General features: G+C 73.1%; 16 protein-coding genes. 14 read left to right on the top strand and 2 right to left on the bottom strand.

Features of this window, described 5'->3' with window-relative positions; all coding sequences use genetic code 11:
- Window positions 1-3: 3 nt before the first annotated feature.
- Entirely contained in the window at window positions 4-888 is an 885-nt protein-coding gene (locus tag BBK14_RS24700; RefSeq protein WP_083391219.1) for an ABC transporter permease, read from the bottom strand.
- Window positions 889-997: 109 nt separating this feature from the next.
- Between BBK14_RS24700 and priA the strand changes: the two genes are divergently transcribed.
- The 7 genes from priA to BBK14_RS24665 all read left to right on the top strand — a co-directional run bounded on the left by priA (window position 998) and on the right by BBK14_RS24665 (window position 9,542).
- Window positions 998-1,735 (top strand): bifunctional 1-(5-phosphoribosyl)-5-((5-phosphoribosylamino)methylideneamino)imidazole-4-carboxamide isomerase/phosphoribosylanthranilate isomerase PriA, encoded by a 738-nt coding sequence (gene priA / locus BBK14_RS24695; protein ID WP_071065628.1) that lies wholly within the window; start codon window positions 998-1,000, stop codon window positions 1,733-1,735.
- Complete coding sequence (gene hisF, locus BBK14_RS24690; protein WP_071065627.1) at window positions 1,732-2,496, top strand: imidazole glycerol phosphate synthase subunit HisF; 765 nt, start codon at window positions 1,732-1,734, stop codon at window positions 2,494-2,496. Before priA ends, hisF begins: the two co-directional genes overlap by 4 nt.
- Before the next feature lie 397 nt (window positions 2,497-2,893).
- The gene (locus tag BBK14_RS24685) at window positions 2,894-5,038 is read left to right on the top strand and encodes an ABC transporter ATP-binding protein (protein ID WP_071065626.1); all 2,145 of its coding nucleotides are present in this window, start codon (window positions 2,894-2,896) and stop codon (window positions 5,036-5,038) included.
- Window positions 5,035-6,801, top strand: a complete 1,767-nt coding sequence (locus BBK14_RS24680; protein WP_071065625.1) for an ABC transporter ATP-binding protein — start codon at window positions 5,035-5,037, stop codon at window positions 6,799-6,801. Before BBK14_RS24685 ends, BBK14_RS24680 begins: the two co-directional genes overlap by 4 nt.
- A gap of 94 nt (window positions 6,802-6,895) precedes the next feature.
- The gene (gene hisI, locus BBK14_RS24675; RefSeq protein WP_071065624.1) at window positions 6,896-7,360 is read left to right on the top strand and encodes a phosphoribosyl-AMP cyclohydrolase; all 465 of its coding nucleotides are present in this window, start codon (window positions 6,896-6,898) and stop codon (window positions 7,358-7,360) included.
- A complete protein-coding gene (locus BBK14_RS24670) occupies window positions 7,357-8,925 on the top strand; it encodes an anthranilate synthase component I (RefSeq protein ID WP_071065623.1) in 1,569 nt (522 codons plus the stop codon). The genes hisI and BBK14_RS24670 overlap by 4 nt, the downstream gene beginning before the upstream one ends.
- The gene (locus tag BBK14_RS24665; RefSeq protein WP_071065622.1) at window positions 8,922-9,542 is read left to right on the top strand and encodes a Trp biosynthesis-associated membrane protein; all 621 of its coding nucleotides are present in this window, start codon (window positions 8,922-8,924) and stop codon (window positions 9,540-9,542) included. Before BBK14_RS24670 ends, BBK14_RS24665 begins: the two co-directional genes overlap by 4 nt.
- A 3-nt stretch (window positions 9,543-9,545) precedes the next feature.
- On the opposite strand, the gene BBK14_RS24660 is transcribed toward BBK14_RS24665, so the two are convergent.
- Window positions 9,546-9,776, bottom strand: a complete 231-nt coding sequence (locus BBK14_RS24660) for a hypothetical protein (RefSeq protein ID WP_131626002.1) — start codon at window positions 9,774-9,776, stop codon at window positions 9,546-9,548.
- Window positions 9,777-10,747: 971 nt separating this feature from the next.
- On the opposite strand from BBK14_RS24660, the gene trpC reads away from it, so the two are divergent.
- The 7 genes from trpC (at window position 10,748) to BBK14_RS24625 (ending at window position 23,134) form a co-directional block, all read left to right on the top strand.
- Window positions 10,748-11,554 carry an indole-3-glycerol phosphate synthase TrpC gene (trpC, locus tag BBK14_RS24655; protein ID WP_020459536.1) on the top strand — a complete coding sequence of 269 codons (807 nt, stop codon included), beginning with the start codon at window positions 10,748-10,750 and terminating at the stop codon, window positions 11,552-11,554.
- A gap of 149 nt (window positions 11,555-11,703) precedes the next feature.
- On the top strand, window positions 11,704-13,092 hold the full coding sequence (gene trpB, locus BBK14_RS24650; RefSeq protein WP_420849189.1) for a tryptophan synthase subunit beta: 1,389 nt from the start codon (window positions 11,704-11,706) through the stop codon (window positions 13,090-13,092).
- Window positions 13,093-13,130: 38 nt separating this feature from the next.
- On the top strand, window positions 13,131-14,051 hold the full coding sequence (gene trpA, locus BBK14_RS24645) for a tryptophan synthase subunit alpha (protein ID WP_083391218.1): 921 nt from the start codon (window positions 13,131-13,133) through the stop codon (window positions 14,049-14,051).
- Between the two features lie 223 nt (window positions 14,052-14,274).
- A complete protein-coding gene (gene lgt, locus BBK14_RS24640; protein ID WP_071065619.1) occupies window positions 14,275-15,375 on the top strand; it encodes a prolipoprotein diacylglyceryl transferase in 1,101 nt (366 codons plus the stop codon).
- Window positions 15,376-15,903: 528 nt separating this feature from the next.
- Window positions 15,904-20,556, top strand: coding sequence for a glutamate synthase large subunit (gltB, locus tag BBK14_RS24635; protein ID WP_071065618.1), 4,653 nt, complete (start codon window positions 15,904-15,906; stop codon window positions 20,554-20,556).
- Window positions 20,557-20,843: 287 nt separating this feature from the next.
- Window positions 20,844-22,289: a glutamate synthase subunit beta gene (locus BBK14_RS24630; RefSeq protein WP_071065617.1), complete on the top strand. Its 1,446-nt coding sequence runs from the start codon at window positions 20,844-20,846 to the stop codon at window positions 22,287-22,289.
- Between the two features lie 245 nt (window positions 22,290-22,534).
- Window positions 22,535-23,134: an adenylate kinase gene (locus BBK14_RS24625; protein ID WP_071065616.1), complete on the top strand. Its 600-nt coding sequence runs from the start codon at window positions 22,535-22,537 to the stop codon at window positions 23,132-23,134.
- The last annotated feature ends 20 nt before the right edge of the window (window positions 23,135-23,154 follow it).

Here is a 23,154-nt window from a genome sequence, read left to right as displayed (position 1 = left end):
CGGTCAGCCTCCCTGTACGACGAGGCGGCGCAGCGCGGCGGTCGTCAGGACGCGGCCGGCCAGGCACAGCAGCAGCGCCCAGACCGCCTGGTAGGCGAGGATCCGTTCCGGGCCGGCCGCCGCGCTCCCGAGGTATGCCGTGCCGCCGGCCGGCGACCCGAGGTAGAGGTCCATCGGCGCCTGGACGACGGCCCCGAACGGCAGGAACCCGGCGATCGTCCCGAGCACGCCGGGGAACAGCCCGAGGGGCAGCACGGCGCCGGAGAAGAACATCATCACGAGCGCGGCGACGGCCTGCACCCCCCGGTCGTCGGTCAGCCAGAACGCGCTGAGCGCGACCAGGTAGCGCAGGCCGAAGCTGACCAGGAGGGCCAGCACGAGACTCGCGGCGAACAGCGCTCCGGTGCCCGAGGACCGGGGGAGCCGCGGGTCGAACAGGAACGCTCCGACCACACCCGCGGGTATCGCACGGGTGGTCAGGTACACCCCGGCCCGCCCGACCTCCAGGCCGAGCCACCACCGCTGGAACCCGACGGGCCGGACGACGTCGGTCTCGACGCCGCCGTCGCGCACCCGCCAGGCCAGGTCGACCATGCCGCCGAAGACGGCGAAGGTGCTGACGAGGGCCTGCCCGACCACGGTGAAAGTGACCGCCGCGGTGGCGTCGTAGCCGGCGAGCCCGGGGCGCTGTTCCCACACGGCCAGTGCCAGGTGGCCGCGCAGGACGGTCAGCACGATGTTGGAGATGACCGAGGCCGCGACCGTCGCCCGGTCGGTGACGTACCGGCGCGCGGCGGCGGACGCGATCGCGGCCCACATCCGCGCGCTGGCCAGGGCGCGCCCGGTGGTTCCGGGCGTCGACGCCTGGCCTGCCACGTCGAAGGTCATCGCCGACCACGCTAGAGCGATCCGTGGTCGGAGGATCTCAGGTTGCGGCAACTCGTGTGGTCCGGTGGTGCGCCTCCTCGAGGGCCGGGGTGACCCGTAGGGTGGGGATGTGACGTTGACGTTGCTACCCGCGGTGGATGTGGCCGACGGCCTGGCCGTCCGCCTGGTCCAGGGCGAGGCCGGAACCGAGACCTCCTACGGCGACCCGCGCGAGGCGGCGCTGGCCTGGCAGCGCGACGGCGCCGAGTGGATCCATCTGGTCGACCTCGACGCGGCCTTCGGCCGCGGGTCCAACCGTGACCTGATCGCCGAGGTCGTCCGCTCGGTCGACGTGGCCGTGGAGCTCTCCGGCGGCATTCGGGACGACGACTCCCTCGACGCCGCGCTGGCCACCGGCGCGGCCCGGGTCAACATCGGCACGGCGGCGCTCGAGGACCCGGAGTGGGTGCGCAAGGCGATCGACCGGGTCGGCGACCGGATCGCCGTGGGCCTGGACGTCCGTGGCACCACCCTCGCCGCGCGGGGCTGGACGCGTGAGGGCGGCGAGCTCTACGAGGTGCTCGCACGGCTGGACGCCGACGGCTGCGCCCGCTACGTGCTCACCGACGTCCGCCGGGACGGGACCCTCACCGGCCCGAACGTCGAGCTGCTGCGGGCCGTGACGGCCGCGACGACCCGGCCGGTGGTCGCCAGCGGCGGCGTCTCCTCCCTGGAGGACCTGCGCGTGATCGCGAGCGTGCCCGGTGTCGAGGGCGCCATTGTCGGCAAGGCGCTCTACGCCGGCGCGTTCACCCTGCCCGAGGCGCTCGCGGTCGCGGCGGAGGGGCCCGCGGCGGGCGCGCCGTGACCGTCGCCGTCCGGGTGATCCCCTGCCTCGACGTCGACGGCGGGCGGGTCGTCAAGGGTGTGAACTTCACCGACCTGCGGGACGCGGGCGACCCGGTCGAGATGGCCCGGCTCTACGACGCCGAGGGCGCCGACGAGCTGACCTTCCTCGACATCACCGCGTCCAGCGGAAACCGGGAGACCACGTACGACATCGTCCGGCGCACGGCGGAGCAGGTCTTCATCCCGCTCACCGTCGGCGGCGGGGTGCGCTCGGTCGACGACGTCGACCGGCTGCTGCGTGCCGGCGCCGACAAGGTGGGGATCAACACCGCGGCCGTCGCCCGCCCGGAACTGGTCCGCGAGTGCGCGCTGCGGTTCGGCAGCCAGTGCATCGTGCTCTCGGTGGACGCCCGTCGCTCCCGCGAGCCGGGCGGCCCCGCCTTCGAGGTGACCACCCACGGCGGGCGCCAGGGCACCGGCATCGACGCGGTCGCCTGGGCCGCGCGGGCCGTCGAGCTGGGCGCCGGCGAGATCCTGCTGAACTCGATGGACGCCGACGGCACCCAGGACGGCTACGACCTGGAAATGATCACATCGGTCCGCGCGGCGGTGAACGTACCGGTGATCGCCAGCGGTGGCGCCGGCAGCCTCGACCACTTCGCCCCCGCGGTCGGCGCCGGCGCCGACGCCGTGCTGGCCGCCAGCGTCTTCCACTTCGGGCGGATGCGGATCTCCGAGGTGAAGAAGGTGCTGCGCGACGCCGCCATCGCGGTGCGCTGACGGCTGCGGGCCGGCCTGGCCGGCCAGGCCGGCCCGCGGTGCGTCCGGCTGTGGCACGGCCGGCCTCCGCCGGGGCACGGATCAGTCGATGGCGTCGGTCGTGGGCATTTCCTCGAACGCGGGTCGAACGTCGGTTGTCCATCAGCGGTCGGTTGGGTCATTGCCGGGCCGGCGGCCTTCGCGCGGGCCAGGATGTCGGGCGCGCCTTGGTCGTCCGGGTGGTGAGCCGGCGGGCACCGTGTCCGGGTCGCGCTGGTGAGCAGGCGTCTGACCGGGACTGTTACCGCCGGGTTGCGCGTTGAGTGACGAACGGCCGCGTCACCCGGGGGACGGCGTGCGGCGGCCGCCGATGCCGCGGGGGGTGTTCCGCGGCCGCCCGTGAAACGGAGGAGTGCCAGTGCCTGGTGACCCCGCGTCCGGCGAGGTGACCCGCAGGAAAGCAGCCCCCGGCGGTGCCGGTTCGCCTGGGCCCCCCGCCGCGGCATCCCGGCCTGCCGCGGAGCCCCAGCCCGTCGCGGCGGGCTCGCCCACGGTGATCAGGCGCGGGCTGGGCGTGCTCGCGATCGCCGTCCGGGAGGAGCCCAGGGTCTTCCTGATCGCGCTGGCCGGCAGCTCCCTCTACGCGCTGGCGACGGTCGCGAGCTCGCTCGCCCTTGGCGAGATCACCGAGCGCGTCCTCGTCCCGAGCATCGACGACGGCGCCGCCGACTGGAGCGCCGTCATCGGCGCGGCGCTGATCATGGTCGGCATCGGGTTCGCCCGGGCGGCCGGGATGTTCTTCCGCCGCCTAGTCTCCGGAATGATGCAGTACCGGCTGCAGGCCACCTACCGGCGTCGGGTCACCCGCCAGTACCTGCGGCTGCCGCTGGCCTGGCACCAGCGGCACTCGACCGGTTCGCTGCTGTCCAACGCGAACGCGGACGTGGAGGCCACGTGGGCGCCGATCGCGCCGCTGCCGTTCGCCGCCGGCGTGCTGGTCATGCTCGCCGCGGCGCTGGCCCTGCTGATCGCGACCGACCCGCTGCTGGCCCTGGTGGGCTGTGTCGTGTTCCCCGCGTTCGGTGTCGTCAACGTGGTCTACGGCCGGTGGGTGTCGCCGCTCTACGGCCGCGCCCAGCGCCTGCGAGCCGAGGTCAGCGGGGTCGCCCACGAGTCCTTCGACGGCGCGCTCGTCGTGAAGACCCTGGGTCGGGAGGCCGACGAGACGGCCCGCTTCGCCGTCAAGGCCGGCGAGCTGCGCGACGCGATGGTCCGTGCGGGCCAGGTCCGGGGCATGTTCGACCCGGTCATGGAGGCGCTGCCCAACCTCGGCGTGCTGGCCGTGATCGTCGTCGGAGCGGTCCGCATCGACGGCGGCTCGCTCACCGTCGGTGAGCTGGTTCGGGTCGCCTACCTGTTCACCCTGCTGGCCTTCCCGATCAGAGCGATCGGATGGGTCTTCGGTGAGCTGCCCAGGTCCGTCGTCGGGCACGAGCGGGTCGACGCGGTGCTCACGGCCCGCGGCGGTCTCGGCTTCGGCTCCGCCGCCCTCGCCGGCTCCGGCCCGGCGGCGCTGCGCGTCACCGGCGTCGGATACGGCTACCCGGTGCAGACCGCCGGCGACCACGACGACGTCACGGACACCTCCGCGAACATCCCCGCCGCCAGGACGCCGTCCACCGAGGCGGGCTCGCCGGCCTCCGGGGCGGTGTGGCAGGCGCTGCACGGGGTGACCTTCGACGTGGCCCCCGGCCGGGTGGTCGCGCTGACGGGGCGCACCGGTGCCGGCAAGTCGACCCTGGTGAACCTCCTCGCCCGCCTGGTCGACCCCAACTCGGGCACCGTCCGGATCGACGGCGTGGACCTGCGTGACCTGGCGATGGGCGAGGTGACCCGCGCGGTCGCGCTCGTCCCCCAGCAGACGTTCCTGTTCGACGACACCGTGCGGGTGAACGTCGCCCTCGGCCTGGACGTCGACGACGAGACCGTGTGGGAGGCCCTGCGCCGGGCCCAGGCGGAGCGCTTCGTCCGTGCCCTGCCAGCCGGCCTCGACACCAGGGTGGGGGAGCGGGGGACCACGCTCTCCGGCGGTCAGCGCCAGCGGATCGGCCTCGCCCGCGCGCTCGTGCGCGACCCGCGGCTGCTGATCCTCGACGACGCGACGTCCAGCGTCGACCCGCGGATCGAGTCGTCCATCCTCGCCGGGCTGCGGGAGCGGGCGGGGGCGTCGACGGTGGTGATCGTCGCGCACCGGCGGTCCACCGTCGAGCTCGCCGACGAGGTCGTGCACCTGGAGGACGGCCGTGTCACCGCGCAGGGCACCCACCGGGAGCTTCTGGCCAGCTCGCCCGGCTACGCGGAGCTGCTGACGGCCTACGACGAGGACACGGACGCCGGGACCGGCGACGGGCCGACCCCGGGAACGCGGGGGGAGTCCGGGCCTCACCAGGTGCCGGCGCCGGGCTCTTCCGGGCTGAACCCCGCCGCATCGGGTACCGCCGCGCCTGTCGACGCGGCCTCGGTCGGAGTACTGACGGTTCCGGACCAGGAGGGCGCACGATGAGCTCCGACGGCCTGTGGGCGACCGGGGGCCGGCTGCGCCGGCTCGTGCCGGAGCTGACCGCCGGCATCGCCGGAACCCTGGCCCTCGCCGTGACCGCCACCGTGGGCAAGGTGGTGATCCCTGTCGTGGTCCAGCAGACGCTCGACCGCGGTGTCTGGGAGGGCGGAGCGGACCTCGGCCTCGTCGGAGTCTCGGTGGCCCTCGCCGCGGTCGCCATCCTGATCACCGCGCTCGCGGCGTTCCGGATGAACGTGCGGCTCTACCGCGTCTCCGAGAGCGCGCTGGCCACCCTGCGCGTCCGGGCCTTCCGTCACGTCCACGACCTGTCGATGCTGAGCCAGTCCGCGCAGCGGCGCGGCTCGCTGACCTCCCGGGTCACCAGTGACATCGACACGATGTCGCAGTTCCTCCAGTTCGGCGGCGTCATGCTGATCGTCGCCACCGGGCAGATGCTGATCGCCACGATCCTCATGTTCGTCTACTCCTGGCAGCTGGCCCTGCTGGTGTACGCGTTCTTCGTCCCGCTGGTCATCGCCACCCGGCGTTTCCAGAAGCGGCTGGCGGTGCGGTACGGGAAGGTGCGGGAGCGGGTCGGGGACATGCTCGGCGCGATCTCGGAGTCGGTGGTCGGCGCTCAGGTCGTGCGGGCCTACGGCGCGCAGGACCGCACCTCCCGGCGCATCGACGGCACGGTGGAGGACTACCGCGCCGCGCAGACCCACGCCCAGACCCTGGTGGCGGGGGTGTTCGCCGGAGTCGAGACGGTCGCCGCGCTCACCACCGCGGGGGTGGTGATCGTCGGGGTCGCGATCGGCGTCGACGGATCGCTGACCACCGGGCAGCTGGTGGCCTTCCTGTTCCTCCTCACGCTGTTCGTGATGCCCATCCAGTCACTGACCGAGGTACTGAACGACGGCGCGAACGCCTTCGCCGGGCTGCGGCGGGTCCTCGACGTCCTCGACACCCCGTCGGACGTCCGCGACCCGGCCGAGGAGACCGGTGGCGTGGCGCTGCCCGACGGGCCGCTCGGCGTGCGGTTCGACCATGTCGGATTCGCCTACCCGGGCGGCCCGCCGGTGCTCCACGACGTGACGCTCGACCTCGCGTCGCACCGGCGGGTGGCCGTCGTCGGGGAGACCGGCTCCGGCAAGACGACGATGGCGAAGCTGCTCACCCGGCTCATGGACCCCACCGACGGCACCGTGCTGATCGGCGGCGTCCCGCTGAACCAGGTGCGGTTCGACTCGCTGCGGGGCCGGGTGGTCATGGTGCCGCAGGACGGGTTCCTGTTCGACCTCACCGTCGCCGGCAACGTCCGGTACGGGCGGCCGGACGCCTCCGACGCCGAGATCGTGAACGCCTTCGCGCAGCTCGGCCTGGGCGACTGGCTCGCCGGCCTGCCCGCCGGCATCGCCACCCCGGTGGGGGAACGCGGTGAGCTGCTCTCCGCCGRCGAACGCCAGCTCGTGGCGCTTGCCCGTGCCCAGCTCGCCGACCCCGACCTGCTCGTCCTCGACGAGGCGACCTCCGCCGTCGACCCGGCGACCGAAGTGAAGATCGCCACGGCCCTGCTCGAGCTCACCAGGGGACGCACCTCCGTCACCATCGCGCACCGGCTCTCCACCGCGGAGGCYGCCGACGAGGTCGTCGTGGTCGACGCCGGGCGGGTCGTCCAGCGCGGGACGCACACGGAGCTGGTCGCCGTGCCCGGGGTCTACCGGCGGCTGCACGAATCCTGGGCGGCCGGGGTCTCGTCACACTGACCGCCGCCCGGAGGGGTGACCCCGGTCGGCGGGTCCCGGCCCGCCTGCCGTGGTGACCTGGAGGCCTGCTGGCCGCGGCGGGCAGAATGGGCGGGTGACCGCACGTGCCTCCGATCTCGACCCCGCCATCGCCCGGCAGCTCAAGCGGGACGGCTCCGGACTGTTCCCGGCCGTCGCCCAGCAGTACGACTCGGGTGAGGTGCTCATGGTCGGATGGATGGACGACGAGGCGTTGCACCGGACCCTCACCACCGGTCGGGCCACCTACTGGAGCCGCAGCCGGGCCGAGTACTGGGTCAAGGGCGACACCAGCGGGCACGTGCAGTGGGTGCGGTCGGTCGCCCTCGACTGCGACGGCGACACCGTGCTGGTCCAGGTGGACCAGGTGGGCCCGGCCTGCCACACCGGCACGCGTACCTGCTTCACCGGCCGCGAGCTGCAGGTCGGCGGCGCCCGGCCCCTGCAGCCCCCGGCCGTGAACCCCACGCCGACGCCGCCCTCCACGCCCATGTCCATGCCGGCAGTGGCGCCGGCGCCGACGACGGGAGCACCACGATGACCACCGGCGAGATCACACCGAGCCGGGCGGAGTTCCACGAGCTCGCCGCGCGCCAGCCGGTCGTCGCGGTGTCCCGCCGCCTGCTCGCCGACGGCGAGACACCGGTCGGGGTCTACCGCAAGCTGGCCGGCGGACCGGGGACGTTCCTGCTCGAGTCCGCCGAGCACGGGGGCGTGTGGTCGCGCTACTCCTTCGTCGGCGTCCGTGCCGCGGCCACACTCACCGAACGGGACGGGCAGGCCGCCTGGACGGACGGAACCCCGCCGCCCGGTGTCCCGCTCGACGGCGACCCGCTCGACGTCCTGCGTGCCGTGGAACGCCAGCTCTGCTCGGCCCGGCCGAGCGGCACTCCGCCGCTGCTGGGAGGCCTGGTCGGGTACCTCTCGTACGACATCGTCCGGCGCATCGAGCGGCTGCCCGCCCGGGCAACCGACGATCTCGGGATGCCCGAGCTGCGGATGCTCCTGACGACCGACCTCGCCGTCCTCGACCACACAGACGGATCGTGCCAGCTCGTCGCGAACATCTTCACCGGCTCCGGGGACCCGGCCGAAGCAGCGGACCTGGCTGGCCCAGGAGCGGCGGGCGGACCGTCCGCACGGCGGGCGGAGCTGGACGCCGCCTACGACGATGCGGTGCACCGCATCGAGGTGATGACGGCAGATCTCGGCAAGTGGAGTGAGCCGACCGTGGCGACCACGACCGGGGCGTCCACGGGCGTGCGCGACTTCGCCTCCGCAACCCCGCCCGGCGGCTTCCACGCCGCCGTCGAGCGGTCGATCGAGGAGATCCGGGCGGGGGAGTGCTTCCAGATCGTGGTCTCCCAGCGGTTCGAGCGCCCCACCACCGCCGACGCCCTCGACGTCTACCGGGTCCTGCGGGCGTCGAACCCCAGCCCCTACATGTACCTGCTGCGGTTCGCCGATCATGATGTGGTCGGCTCGTCGCCGGAGGCGCACGTCAAGGTCACCGGCCGCCGGGCGTTGCTGCACCCGATCGCGGGCAGCCGGCCGCGGGGCGAGACCCCCGAGCGCGATGCCGAACTGGCCGCCCAGCTCCTGGCCGATCCGAAGGAACGGTCCGAGCACGTGATGCTGGTCGACCTGGTCCGCAATGATCTCGGGCGGGTCTGCGTGCCCGGATCGGTGCGGGTGGTCGAGTTCGCGTCCGTCGAGCGGTTCTCGCACATCATGCACATCGTCTCCACCGTGATCGGTGAGGTGGCGCCCGAGCGCAGCGCGGTCGACGTCCTCGCCGCGACCTTTCCCGCCGGGACGTTGTCGGGAGCGCCCAAGGTGCGGGCCATGGAGATCATCGACGAGCTCGAGCCGACGAGGCGCGGCCTGTACGGCGGGGTCGTGGGATATCTCGATTTCGGCGGTGACCTCGACACCGCGATCGCCATCCGCACAGCGGTCCTCCGTTCAGGAATGGCCTACGTGCAGGCCGGCGCCGGGATCGTGGCGGACTCCGTTCCCGACACCGAGGATCTCGAGAGCCGGACGAAGGCCGCGGCGGTTCTCCGCGCGATCGAGGTGGCGGAGTCGCTCCGCCCGCCGGTATGACAGCGCCCGCCGACCTGCCCGCGCCCGCAGGAAGCCCCACTCCCGGCGCCCGCCGGGAGCGGGCGCTCGCCATGGTCGCGTGCCTGGTCGGATCCGCCGTCGTCCTGTTCAGCGCCAGCGCGACCTGGGTCTCGGCCCAAGTTCAGGCCGGCACGGGCGGGCAGGCCTCGGCCGTGGCGGCGCCCCTGCCGGTGAAGTGGTCGGGAGAATCGCTCGCCCCGGCCGCCACCGCGCTGGCGCTGCTCGGGCTCGCCGCCACCGTGGCGATCATCGCGACCAGGCGCGTGGGGCGGACCCTGGTGGGCGTGCTCCTGGCGGGTGCAGGGGTCGCGATCTTCCTGATCGCCGGCGGGATCGCCCTCGACCCGATGGCCGCGGTGCGGGGGACCGACGAGGTCAGGGCGCTCGTCCCCATCGGGGATCCGACCATCCTCGATCTTTCCCGCACCGTGGCTCCATGGCTCGCCTCCTTCGGTGGTCTCGTGCTCGCGATCACGGGTGCCGTCGTCGTCGCACGCGCCGGGACCTGGCCGGCCATGTCCGGCCGCTACCAGGCCCGCGCAGCCGCACCCGCTGACGCCTGGGACGCCATCGAGCGGGGCCAGGACCCCACCTGACCATCAGGACTGCTCCTCTCGTTCAGGGACCGCGTCCCGCGCGGGGGCGGGAGCGCCGTCGACCTTCTGCTCGGGATCTGCCGTCGTGAGCCGGAGCCGCTGGCCGGCCAGGGCGGCGAAGGTCAGGTCATTGCGCTCGATGTCCGCCTCGAGCAGGGAGATGAGCTCGTCCATCCGCGCGATGCGGCGGTCGAGATCCTGAACCTGCGCGATCAGCAGGTCATGCTCCGTCACCGGACCGCTCACGGGAACGCGGGACGCCGTTCCCGGGCCTGGCCGCGGAGGGCAGCCGGGCGTGTCTGGCGCGCCGCTGAGCCCCGCCCGACCCGTGCCGCCGGCACGCTCCTCAGACGCTCTGTGGCCCTCGGTACCGCCTCCGCCGGTCTCGGTCTGGGCACCTGGCGGGGTGGTGAGCCGCGGCGGCGCCGCGCCCACTGATCCGCAGGCCACGGGACTCGCCGGGGAGGGGTCCGCGGCACCCGCTGTGCCGGTGGCCGCCGGGCCCGTGGGCCGGGGAGCCGCGGAGTCACCCGGGCTCGTGGCGGGGCGGCCGGGCGCTGGGCGCTCCGGCGCCGCGCCGCGTACTCGGGACGATGATCGCGAATTCTGGCCGATCCTCTCGTCGGCGCCACCTTCCGGCGCACTCGGAACGGGCGGCCCGGCGGGGGTGGGAATGCCGCCGGAGACCCGGCGAGCGGACCACACGGCGGCGGCGGACCAGGCCGCGACGAGCCGTTCCGAGCCGCCCCGGCGGGCCCGCGGGTAGGCCGTATCTGACCTCCGTGCCGCGTCCGCGGCGTCTCGAGGCCTCGGCTCGTCACTCCACATCGCGCCTCCCGAATCCACTCGTGTTCGAACGTGTGTTCGATGATACGGGTCGGTGGCGGACCGTCAAAGTGCCGGGTGCGCGGGCGTGTCGCGAGGTGTCTGCCCAGGTGTCGTGCCGTGGTCGCGCGAGTGCGTCCGGTGTCAGGGCCAACAGGAGCACCACTACCGTCGGTCGGGGCTCCGTCGCTCGTCCCGCGATCCCTCGGGTTGGTCTGGCCTCGACGTCGACGTCAGGGGCGCGGCCACTCGGATGGCCAATGCGTGGACAACCACGAATCGTGACGGCTCGGCGCCGCGGGTGGGGGCGACGGGCCTCGGGCTCGAGACTGCCCTACCATCGGCGGCATGGCAGCCGCGACTGGCGCGAGCGCGGGGCGATGAACGCTCTCGAGGAGATCCTCGACGGGGTCAGAGCAGATCTGGCCGTCCGTGAGCGGGAAACGTCCCTGGCAGCTCTGAAACAACGTGTTGAGCGTGTACCCGATCCCCGGGACGCGCTGGCGGTGCTGCGCGCACCGCGGGTTTCGGTGATCGCGGAGATCAAGCGCCGCTCGCCGTCCAGGGGTGCGCTCGCGACGATCGCCGATCCGGCGGCGCTCGCCTCGCTCTACGAGCAGGCGGGCGCCGCGGCGGTCAGCGTCCTCACCGAGCAGCGGCGGTTCGGCGGCTCGCTGGCCGATCTGGACGCCGTCCGGGTGGCCGTCGACATCCCCGTCCTGCGCAAGGACTTCGTGATCTCGCCGTACCAGGTCCTCGAGGCGCGGGCGCACGGCGCCGACATGGTCCTGCTGATCGTGGCCGCGCTCGATCAGCCGAGGCTGATCGGGCTGCTCGAGCGGGTCGAGTCGTTGGGCATGACCGCGCTGGTCGAGGTGCACGACGAGACCGAGATGCTGCGGGCTCTCGACGCGGGCGCCCGGCTGGTCGGGGTCAACGCCCGCAACCTGCGCACCCTCGAGGTGGACAGGGAGACCTTCGCCCGGCTCGCGCCGATGGTCCCGCAGGGGGTCCTGAAGGTCGCCGAGTCCGGCGTGCGCGGCCCGCGCGACCTGCTCCAGTACGCAGGTGCCGGGGCCGACGCGGTGCTGGTCGGGGAGGCCGCCGTGACCGGCGGCGACCCGCGCCAGTTCGTCGCCGATCTCGTGACCGCCGGAACGCATCCCGCCACCCGTATCGCGCACTGACCCGCCGACCGCTCGGGCGCCGTGTAAGGCGGTCGGCCGAGCGGTCGCCGGCCAGGCCCGCACGGGTGCTCTGTGTTCGGAGCGTCTCCGAGCGGGGCCCGGCCCCGCACGTCACCTCGGTGGGGGTGGGCGCCGGTACAGTCGGGGCCGTGACAGCTCGATCCGTCGACACCACCGCCGACCCGACCTCCGCCATCGATCCGAGCCGTGCCACCGACCCGAGCCGCGCGACCGGCCCGGTCGAGGTCGGCACGTGGTCGGCCGCCCAGGCGGCGGGGAACTGGCAGGCCGTACCGGACGCCGCCGGCCACTACGGCCGTTTCGGCGGGCGGTTTGTCCCGGAGGCGCTGTTCGCGGCGCTCGACGAGCTCACCGCGGCCTACGAGGCCGCCCGGGTCGACCCCGCCTTCGTCGATGAGCTCGACCGCCTGTTGGCGAGCTACGCCGGGCGCCCGACGCCGCTGACCTCGGCCGACCGGCTCACGGAGCGGATCGGTGGCGCGCGCATCCTGCTCAAGCGCGAGGATCTCGCGCACACCGGCTCACACAAGATCAACAATGTTCTCGGGCAGTGCCTTCTCACCCGGCGGATGGGCAAGACCCGGGTGATCGCCGAGACCGGAGCCGGTCAGCACGGCGTGGCCACCGCCACCGCCTGCGCCCTGCTGGGGCTGGAGTGCGTCGTCTACATGGGCGAGGAGGACACTCGCCGGCAGGCGCTCAACGTCGCCCGGATGCGCCTGCTCGGTGCCGAGGTGGTCCCCGTCGAGTCGGGCAGCCGCACCCTGAAGGACGCCATCAACGAGGCCATGCGTGACTGGGTGGCCACCGTCGACTCGACCCACTACTGCATCGGGTCCGTGATGGGCCCGCACCCGTTCCCGATGATGGTCCGTGACTTCCAGCGGATCATCGGCGTGGAGGCACGTCAGCAGACGCTCGACCTGCTCGGCCGCCTGCCCGACGCCGTCGTCGCCTGTGTCGGGGGCGGGTCGAACGCGATGGGCGTCTTCCACCGCTTCATCCCGGACACCGAGGTCGCCCTGATCGGCTGCGAGGCCGGCGGCGACGGAGTGGTGACGGGCCGCCACGCCGCGGCGATCGCCGGGGGCGCGCCCGGGGTCCTGCACGGCATGCGGACCTTCCTCCTCCAGGACGCGGACGGTCAGACCCAGGTCTCCCATTCCATCTCGGCCGGGCTCGACTACCCGGGCATCGGCCCTGAGCACGCCCTCCTGCACGAGACCGGCCGAGCCAGCTACCGGGTGGTCGACGACAGCGCCGCGATGGAGGCACTGGCGCTGGTCGCGCGGACGGAGGGCATCCTCGTCGCGATCGAGAGCGCACACGCCTTCGCCGGCGCGTTCGAGGTGGCCCGTGAGCTCGGCCCGGACGCCGTCGTCCTGGTCAACTGCTCCGGCCGAGGAGACAAGGACGTCGACACGGCCGCCCGCTGGTTCGATCTGCTGGACACGGACGACACGGACGCCGAGTCCCGGGGCGAGGGCGCAACCCCGGCCACCGAACCGTCCGCCTGACGACAACGACGAGGAACGGACGCACGGTGCGGAGTCAAGTGGCGCACGACCAGTCGGCCCAGCAGGCACGGGCCCAGGAGCAGCCGGCAAACGACCAGCCGGCGCCGAGCCGGCTCGAGCCGTCCGGGCAGCGGCCCGCCCGACCCGGCGGGCCGAGCCCGCTCGACGAGGCCTTCGCGGCCGCGCGCAAGGACGGGCGGGCGGTGCTCGTCGGCTATCTCCCCGCCGGGTTCCCGACGGTGGACCGCGGCATCGCGGCGATGCGGGCGATGGTCGCGGCGGGCGTGGACGTCGTCGAGGTCGGCCTGCCCTACTCGGATCCGACGATGGACGGCCCGGTCATCCAGGACGCCGCGGACACCGCGCTGCGCGGCGGCGTGACCACCAGGGACGTGCTGCGCACGGTCGAGGCGGTCGCCGAGACCGGGGCCCCCACCCTGGTGATGACCTACTGGAACCCGGTGGAGCGGTACGGCATGGAGGCGTTCGCCGCCGACCTGGCCGCCGCCGGCGGGGCCGGGGCGATCACCCCCGACCTGCCGCCGGAGGAGGCCGGCCCGTGGCTCGCGGCCAGCGCCACCCACGGCCTCGACCCGGTCTTCCTGGTCGCGCCGAGCTCGACCACCGAACGGCTGCGCCTGGTGACGGCGCACAGCGGCGGCTTCGTCTACGCGGCGTCGACCATGGGCGTCACCGGTGCGCGCGCCGCCGTCGGTGTGAAGGCGGCCGGCCTGGTCGCCCGGGTCCGGGAGGTGACCGACCTGCCTGTGGCGGTTGGCCTCGGCGTCAGCACCGGTGCCCAGGCGTCCGAGGTGGCCGGCTTCGCCGACGGCGTCATCGTGGGCTCGGCGCTGGTCCGGGCCCTGGCGGCCGACGCGCGGGACGGTGCCTACGGCGTCGGTGCGATCGAGCGGCTGGCGGTCGAGCTCGCCGCCGGCGTGCGTTCGGCCACCGCCTGACCAGGCGGCCTCCGGTCGTCCCGCGCTCGCCGCGGTCCGCGGGCGCCGCCATCCGCGGGCGCCGCCATCCGCAGGCGTTCGCCGCTGTCCGCCGCCATCCGGCGGTGTGGACGGGCGTGGGTCCGTCGGCGGTCGGCGGGCTGGCCTCGCTGCCGGCTGAGTACGGGGAGATAGCCTGACGCTCGTGGTGCTCGCTGCGATACCCAGTCCTTCCCGAGGGGTCGTGCATCTGGGACCAGTCCCGTTGCGCGCCTATGCGTTGATGATCGTCCTGGGGATCATCGTCGCTGTCGCCGTCACAGCCCGGCGGTTGCGGGCCCGGGGCGCGGATCCGGTGATCGCCAGCGAGGTGGCGTACTGGGCGGTCCCGTTCGGGATCGTCGGTGCGAGGATCTACCACGTCGTCAGCAGCCCCGAGGCCTACTTCGGTACGAACGGCGATCTGCTGGCCGTGTTCGAGGTGTGGAACGGCGGCCTGGCGATCTGGGGCGCAGTCTCCGGCGGCGCGCTCGGCGCCTGGATCGCCTGCCGTCGGATGCGCGTCTCGTTCGGCCTGTTCGCCGACGCGCTCGCGCCGGGCCTCGCCCTCGCGCAGGCGATCGGGCGCTGGGGTAACTGGTTCAACCAGGAGTTGTACGGCCGCGCGACGGACGTGCCCTGGGCGGTCCGCATCGACCCGGCCCACCAGATGATCCCGGGCGTGGCGACGTACCACCCGACGTTCCTCTACGAGTCGCTGTGGAACCTCGCGGTCGCCGGGGTGCTTCTGCTGGTCGACAGGCGTTGGCGGCTGGGCCGCGGCCGGCTGTTCTTCCTCTACGTGGCGCTTTACACCATCGGAAGGCTGTGGATCGAGGCCCTGCGGATCGACACCGCGGAGAAGGTCCTCGGGCTGCGGATCAACATCTGGGTCTCGATCGCGGTCTTCCTGCTGGCCCTGCTGGCGCTGGCGTTGGTCCGTCGCCCGATCGACCCGGATGTCGGCTGGACCAGCCCCGCCGCCGCCACCGCCACCGCCACCGCCGCCGCCGCCGCCACCGGCGACGGCGAGACGGCAGCCACGGGTGCCGTCGCCCCGGTCGGTGCCTCCGTCGGCTCCGCCGCGGATTCCGGCGGTGTGGCCGCCGGTGGTAACACCGCGGCGGCTCCCGGCACGGGGCCAGCCGACGGCCAGGCCGCGCCCGGCGGACCCGCCGGGCCGAGTGGTGGTGCCAGCGGTGCCAGCAGTGCGGTCGGCGGTACCGGGACCGCCGGTGACCCGGTCACCGAGCCAGCCGCGCCCGGCCTGCCGGCGCCGTCCGGCCACGACCAGCGGTCGGGGTAGGCCGCCTCGCCCAGGCGGCGGGGATCACCGGCGCGGTCGCCGGGCCCGCGACCGGGTTGACGTTTCGGGCGAACCCCCGCCCGACCAGGAGACCCCGTGTCCCCGGGACGTCGGCGTCCCCGGGGGACGTTCGCGGCCGCCGGACCCTGGAATCGGTCCGTTCCTCGGCCGGGCGGACCGGTGGCTGGACGAGATCCGTACACTGCGGACCGGGAGTGTGTCGTCACCCGGGCCGGCTGTCCGTCCGGGCCGGGTCGCCGGGCGACGCGTTCGGTGACAACGATGTTGCCTCGCTGTGACATTTTCTGTCATCGACGCCTTTTACCTGAACTTCGTTGATCGTCCAGGAAATCTGCCGTCATCTTGCTGTGACCTGGCGGACATTAGCGATCACGGCGGATCCGGCGCGCTCATGGCACACTCGGTAGAGGCGTGGAGCTGGCGACCAGCCCGTCATCTCGTCGCGCCGCCCTCCGGACAGCGTCGTCCGCTCCCATCGGCCCTTGAAGATGGACAGGACACCGCCGGATGCCGACTGCGCAAGGTCTCTACGACCCCACCTTCGAACACGACGCCTGCGGCGTCGGCTTCGTCGTCGATGTGCACGGCCGGCGCAGTCATGAGCTGGTCGATCAGGGTCTGACCGTGCTGCGCAATCTCGATCACCGGGGTGCGTCGGGCAGCGATCCCGACACCGGTGACGGCGCGGGCATCCTCGTCCAGGTCCCGGACGTCTTCTTCCGTGACGTCGTCGAGTTCGCGCTGCCCGCGCCCGGTCGGTACGCGGTGGGCACCGTGTTCCTGCCGCAGGTCGCCGGCGAGCGCGACGACGCCGTCCGGACCATCAGCCGGATCGTCCGCCAGGAGGGCCTGCGTGTCCTGGGGTGGCGGGAGGTGCCGACCGTCAGCCACATCGTCGGCCACGCCGCCCGTGAGGTCGAGCCGTGGATGCGGCAGGTCTTCCTCGCGCTGCCCGGCACGCCGACGCGGCCGCGCGTCGCGCCCGTCACGGCCGACGGCGCCGAGATCGCCGGCGCTGCCGGGGCCGCTGACGGCGTAGGCACGGCGGTCCTCGCCACCGATCCGTCCGCGCCCTCGACCGCGACCGGGCCCGACGGCTTCGACGCCATGGAGCTCGAGCGCCGCGCGTTCTGCGTGCGCAAGCGGGTGCGCCGGGAGACCGGCGTGTACATGCCCTCGCTGTCGTCGCGGACCATCGTCTACAAGGGCATGCTGACCACCCATCAGCTTTCCGCCTACTTCCCGGACCTCGACGACCCGCGGTTCGCCAGCGCCATCGCGCTGGTCCACAGCCGGTTCTCGACGAACACGTTCCCGAGCTGGCCGCTGGCCCACCCGTACCGGCTGATCGCCCACAACGGCGAGATCAACACGGTGCGCGGCAACCGCAACTGGATGCGGGCGCGGGAGGCGCTGCTCGCCAGCGACCTCATCCCCGGCGACCTGTCCCGGCTGTTCCCGATCTGCGCGGACGGCGCCAGCGACTCGGCCAGCTTCGACGAGGTGCTGGAGCTGCTGCACCTGGGCGGCCGGTCGCTGCCGCACGCGGTGCTGATGATGATCCCCGAGGCGTGGGAGAACCACGAGGAGATGGACGCGGCCCGCCGGGCCTTCTACCGCTTCCACTCCGCGCTCATGGAGCCCTGGGACGGGCCGGCGTCCATCGCGTTCACCGACGGCACGGTCATCGGCGCGGTGCTCGACCGCAACGGCCTGCGTCCGTCCCGGTACTGGGTGACCGACGACGGCCTGGTCGTGATGGCCTCCGAGGTCGGCGTGCTCGACATCCCGCCGCACCGGGTGGTGCGCAAGGGGCGCCTGCAGCCGGGCCGGATGTTCCTCGTCGACACCGCGCAGGGCCGGATCGTCAGCGACGACGAGATCAAGTCCGAGCTGGCCTCCGCCGCCCCGTACGAGGAGTGGCTGCACGCCGGGCTGATCTCCCTCGACGACCTGCCCGAGCGTGAGCACGTCCTGTACGGGCACTCGTCCGTCATGCGCCGCCAGCAGGTGTTCGGCTACTCCCAGGAGGAGCTGCGGATCATCATCGGCCCGATGGCCCGTACCGGGGCCGAGCCGATCGGGTCGATGGGCACCGACACCCCGGTCGCGGTGCTCTCCAGCCGGCCGCGGCTGCTGTTCGACTACTTCACCCAGCTGTTCGCGCAGGTCACGAACCCGCCGCTGGACGCCATCCGGGAGGAGCTGGTCACCAGCCTCGGGCGCACGCTGGGCCCGGAGGGGAACCTGCTCGCGCCGTCCCCTGCGTCGGCGCGCATGGTGCACCTGCCGTTCCCGGTGATCAGCAACACCCAGCTGGCGCGGATCATCGGCATCAACGACGACGGTGACATGCCCGGGTTCGCCTCGGTGACCGTGCGTGGTCTCTACGACGTCGCCGGCGGCGGGGCGGCGCTGGCCGCGCGGCTGGCGGAGATCTGTTCCGGCGTCAGCGAGGCGATCGCCGACGGTGCCCGCATCGTGGTCCTCTCGGACCGCGACTCCGATGAGCGCAAGGCGCCGATCCCGTCGCTGCTGCTGACGGCCGCCGTCCACCACCACCTGATCCGGGAGAAGACCCGGACGAAGGTCGGCCTGATCGTCGAGTGCGGCGACGCCCGGGAGGTCCACCACATCGCCCTGCTCACCGGGTACGGCGCGGCGGCGGTCAACCCGTACCTGGCGTTCGAGTCGATCGACGACCTCCTCGCCCGCGGCGAGCTCACCGGCATCGAGCGCGAGCAGGCCGAGAAGAACCTGATCAAGGGCCTCGGCAAGGGTCTGCTCAAGGTGATGTCCAAGATGGGCATCTCGACGGTGGCGAGCTACACCGGCGCCCAGGTCTTCGAGGCGATCGGGCTCGCCCAGGAGCTCGTCGACCAGTACTTCGTCGGCACCCCGAGCCGGCTGGACGGCGTCGGCATCGACGTCATCGCCGAGGAGGTCGCGGCCCGCCACCGGCGCGCCTACCCGACCGTCCCGTCCGAGCTGGCGCACCGCACCCTCGAGGTCGGCGGCGAGTACCAGTGGCGGCGCGAGGGCGAGCTGCACCTGTTCAACCCGGAGACGGTCTTCCTGCTCCAGCACTCCACCCGCAGCCGTCAGTACGACCTGTTCCGTCAGTACACCGCGAAGGTCGACGGCCTCTCCCGGGAGAACGCGACGCTGCGCGGGCTGTTCGAGCTGCGTACCCGCGGGCGGGCGCCGATCCCGATCGACCAGGTCGAGCCGGTGTCGGAGATCGTGAAGCGGTTCGCGACCGGCGCCATGTCGTACGGCTCGATCAGCGCCGAGGCGCACGAGACGCTGGCGATCGCGATGAACCGCCTGGGTGGGAAGTCGAACACCGGTGAGGGCGGCGAGGACGCGCGCCGGTTCCTTCCCGACGAGAACGGCGACCTGCGTCGCTCGGCGGTCAAGCAGGTCGCGAGCGGCCGGTTCGGCGTGACCAGCGAGTACCTGGCGAACGCGGACGACATCCAGATCAAGATGGCGCAGGGCGCGAAGCCGGGGGAGGGCGGCCAGCTGCCCGGGCACAAGGTGTACCCGTGGATCGCGAAGACCCGGCACTCCACGCCGGGCGTGGGTCTGATCTCGCCGCCGCCGCACCACGACATCTACTCGATCGAGGACCTCGCCCAGCTCATCCACGACCTGAAGAACGCCAACCCGAAGGCCCGGGTGCACGTCAAGCTCGTCGCCGAGGTCGGCGTCGGGACGGTGGCCGCGGGAGTCTCCAAGGCGCACGCCGACGTCGTGCTCATCTCCGGCCACGACGGCGGCACCGGCGCCTCCCCGCTGACCTCGCTCAAGCATGCCGGCGCCCCCTGGGAGCTCGGGCTCGCCGAGACCCAGCAGACGCTGCTGCTCAACGGCCTGCGGGACCGGATCGTCGTCCAGGTCGACGGCCAGATGAAGACCGGGCGGGACGTCGTCGTCGGCGCGCTCCTCGGCGCCGAGGAGTTCGGTTTCGCCACGGCGCCGCTTGTCGTCGCGGGCTGCGTGATGATGCGCGTCTGCCACCTCGACACCTGCCCCGTCGGCGTGGCGACCCAGAACCCGGAGCTGCGCGCGCGTTTCACCGGCCGGCCGGAGTTCGTCGAGGCGTTCTTCACCTTCATCGCAGAGGAGGTCCGGGAGCACCTGGCCGCCCTCGGGCTGCGCAGCATCGCCGAGGCGGTGGGGCGGGTCGACCTGCTCGACGCCCGCGCCGCCATCGACCACTGGAAGGCCTCCGGGCTCGACATCACCCCGCTGCTGCACACCCCGGAGCGGCCGTTCGGCGGCTMGCTGCACTGCACCGCCAGCCAGGACCACGGGCTCGACAAGGCCCTGGACAACTCCCTGATCCAGCTCTGCGAGGGCGCGATCGAGGACGGCCGTCCGGTCTGGCTGGAGATGCCGATCCGCAACGTCAACCGGACGGTCGGGACCATGCTCGGCTACGAGGTGACGAAGCGGTACGGGGCCGCCGGCCTGCCCGACGACACGATCTCGCTGCGGTTCACCGGCTCCGCGGGGCAGAGCTTCGGGGCGTTCGTGCCGCGCGGGATGACCCTCACCCTCGAGGGCGACGTCAACGACTACACCGGCAAGGGGCTGTCCGGCGGGCGGATCATCGTCTTCCCGCCGAAGGAGTCGCCGCTGCGCGCCGAGGAGAACACCGTCGCGGGCAACGTGCTGCTCTACGGCGCGACCGCCGGCGAGGCGTTCTTCCGCGGCATCGTCGGCGAGCGGTTCTGCGTGCGCAACTCCGGAGCCACCGCGGTCGTCGAGGGGGTCGGCGACCACGGCTGCGAGTACATGACCGGCGGTACGGTGGTGGTTCTCGGGCCGATCGGGCGCAACTTCGCGGCCGGCATGAGTGGCGGCGTGGCCTACCTGTACAAGCCGGTCATCCAGCGCATCAACACCGAGATGGTGGACGTCGATCCGCTCGACGACGACGACCGGTCCGCGCTGCGCGGCATCGTCGAGAAGCACTACCGGGAAACCGGTTCGGCCATCGCGTCCCGGTTGATCGCCAACTGGGCCGGCGCCCAGGAGGACTTCGTCAAGGTCATGCCGAAGGACTACAAGCGGGTACTGGCGGCGATGCGGAGCGCCGAGGAGCAGGGCCTGTCGGTGGAGGATGCGATCATGGCCGCCGCGCGCGTCTGACCGGCGCGGCAGCCCACCTCGCGGCGATCCTTCGCGCGAGCGCGGTTTTCGGAGGACGATTCTCCGCACCGCTGCAGATCAACCGCCAGACCGTACGACGCGCCAGACCGAATGACGCGCCAGCCCGACCGGACGTCGACCGAGCGGGCGTCGACTGACCCAACGACCGACCGAACGAACGTCGACCGACATCACGGCCGGGAACGCGATGCCGGCGTCCCCGAACCATCAGCGGGGCACGCGGGGCGGACACGTCACAGCGGCCTCATGGAACCGACAGGAGCGGCATGGCTGACCCGACCGGCTTTCTCAAGCACCGCCGGGAGCTGCCCACGCGCCGACCGGTGGACGTGCGCATCACCGACTGGCGCGAGGTGTACGAGTCGTTCCCGGAGCCGGCGCTGCGTGACCAGGCGGGCCGGTGCATGGACTGCGGCATCCCGTTCTGCCACGAGGGCTGCCCGCTCGGGAACATCATTCCCGAGTGGAACGACCTCGCCCGCCGCTCGGACTGGTCCGAGGCGATCGAACGGCTGCACGCGACGAACAACTTCCCGGAGTTCACCGGGCGGCTGTGCCCCGCGCCGTGCGAGGCGGCCTGCGTGCTGGGCATCGGGGACGACCCGGTGACCATCAAGCAGATCGAGGTCACCATCATCGACCGTGCCATCTCGGACGGGTCGGTCGTGCCGGTGCCGCCGTCGGTGCGCACGGGCCGCCGCGTCGCGGTCGTCGGCTCGGGCCCGGCCGGCCTCGCCGCCGCCCAGCAGCTCACCCGGGCCGGCCACGAGGTGGTCGTCTACGAGCGGGCCGACCGCGCCGGCGGCCTGCTCCGCTACGGCATCCCCGAGTTCAAGATGGAGAAGCGGGTCCTCGACAACCGTCTGGCCCAGATGGAGGCCGAGGGGACGTCGTTCGTCACCTCGTGCAACGTGGGCGTCGACATCACCGCCGACGAGCTGCGCTCGTCCTACGACGCGGTCGTCCTGGCCGGCGGGTCGACGGTGGGGCGTGACCTTCCCGTCCCCGGGCGGGAGCTGCGGGGCATCCACCTGGCCATGGAGTTCCTGGTCCCGGCGAACCGGGTGCAGCAGGGGGACCTGGCCGAGACGACGATCTCCGCTGCCGGCAAGCGGGTCGTGATCATCGGCGGTGGCGACACCGGGGCGGACTGCCTGGGCACCTCGCACCGGCAGGGCGCCCTGTCCGTCCACCAGCTCGAGATCATGCCGCGGCCGCCCGCCTCCCGGCCGCCGGCGAACCCGTGGCCGTCCTTCCCGATCGTCTACCGGGTGTCCAGTGCGCACGAGGAGGGCGGCGAGCGGGTCTTCGCCGTCTCCACCGAGCGCTTCGTCGGCGATGACGAGGGCAACGTGCGGGCCCTGCTCATGCACGAGGTCCAGATGGTCGACGGGCGCTTCCAGAAGATCGAGGGCAGCGAGACCGAGCTGCCGTGCGACCTGGTGCTGCTGGCGATGGGCTTCGTCGGCCCGGAGCGCCCCGGCCTGCTCGAGCAGCTCGGCGTCGACCTGGACGCCCGCGGCAACGTCGCCCGCGATCTTGGTTGGTCGACGTCGGTGCCCGGCGTGTTCGTGGCCGGTGACATGGGCCGTGGTCAGTCCCTGATCGTCTGGGCCATCGCGGAGGGGCGCTCGGCGGCCGCCGCCGTCGACCGGCACCTGATGGGGACGACCGACCTGCCGGCTCCGATCCTGCCGACCCGCCGGCCCTGACCCCGAGCCCCGGCCGAGCGAACGCCCGGCCGGGGCTCGATCGTCGTCGGCCCGGTCCGGGTGGGGCCATTGGACCCGTCCACCCGGCTCCACCCGTCCGTGGGTCCCTGGTTGCGGATCGGGACGGATTTCACCTGTTGGGGAGGTCGACCGTTGGGTGAAATCGCTCGCGTCGCGTCCGGTCTGCCCCGGTTCACCGTCGCGGCGGCTCTACTGGAAGCCAACCAGCCGGTACCGTGCAGGCCATGAGGCTCGTGCTGCTCGGCCCGCCCGGCGCCGGCAAGGGGACCCAGGCCGCGCGGATCAGCGCGCGCCACGGCGTGCCGGCGATCTCGACCGGTCAGCTCTTCGACCAGCAGATCTCCGCCGGGTCGCCGCTGGGCCGGCGGGCCGAGCACTATGTCCGGGCCGGTGAGCTCGTCCCGGACGAGATCGTCCTGGACATGGTCGCCGAGCGCCTCGCCACCGGCATCGACTGCGGGGTGGGGTTCCTGCTCGACGGCTTCCCCCGGACGCTGCCGCAGGCCGAGGCGCTCGACCGCATGCTGACCGCCACCTGCGGGCCACTCCACCTGGTCCTCGACCTCGACGTCGACGAGACCGAGGTACTCGCCCGGATCGGCCGGCGCTCGCTGTCCGAGGGCCGCCTCGACGACAACCAGGAGACGGCGCGGCGGCGGCTGAAGGTGTTCGCCGAGGAGACGGCCCCGCTGCGCAGCCACTATGCCGAGCAGGGTCTCCTGCGCACCGTAGACGGCACCGGCACGCCGGACGAGGTCGCCGCCCGTATCGAGGAGATCCTCGCGGCGGCGGCCCATCCCGAGTTGCGGGCGGCCCGTCCCTGACGTGACCTTCGGGTGTCCGG

Origin of the sequence: Parafrankia soli, assembly GCF_001854695.1 — a bacterium.
GTDB lineage: Bacteria > Actinomycetota > Actinomycetes > Frankiales > Frankiaceae > Parafrankia > Parafrankia soli.
Note: the sequence above shows the minus strand (reverse complement) of the source record. Positions and strands in the feature narration are given on the sequence as shown.

Excerpts from the sequence above, each read along its gene's own strand:
- BBK14_RS24700 (WP_083391219.1), bottom strand. The coding sequence starts at position 888 with ATGACCTTCGACGTGGCAGGCCAGGCGTCGACGCCCGGAACCACCGGG.
- BBK14_RS24670 (WP_071065623.1), top strand. The coding sequence starts at position 7,357 with ATGACCACCGGCGAGATCACACCGAGCCGGGCGGAGTTCCACGAGCTC.
- BBK14_RS24665 (WP_071065622.1), top strand. The coding sequence starts at position 8,922 with ATGACAGCGCCCGCCGACCTGCCCGCGCCCGCAGGAAGCCCCACTCCC.
- trpC (WP_020459536.1), top strand. The coding sequence starts at position 10,748 with ATGAACGCTCTCGAGGAGATCCTCGACGGGGTCAGAGCAGATCTGGCC.
- BBK14_RS24630 (WP_071065617.1), top strand. The coding sequence starts at position 20,844 with ATGGCTGACCCGACCGGCTTTCTCAAGCACCGCCGGGAGCTGCCCACG.
- BBK14_RS24625 (WP_071065616.1), top strand. The coding sequence starts at position 22,535 with ATGAGGCTCGTGCTGCTCGGCCCGCCCGGCGCCGGCAAGGGGACCCAG.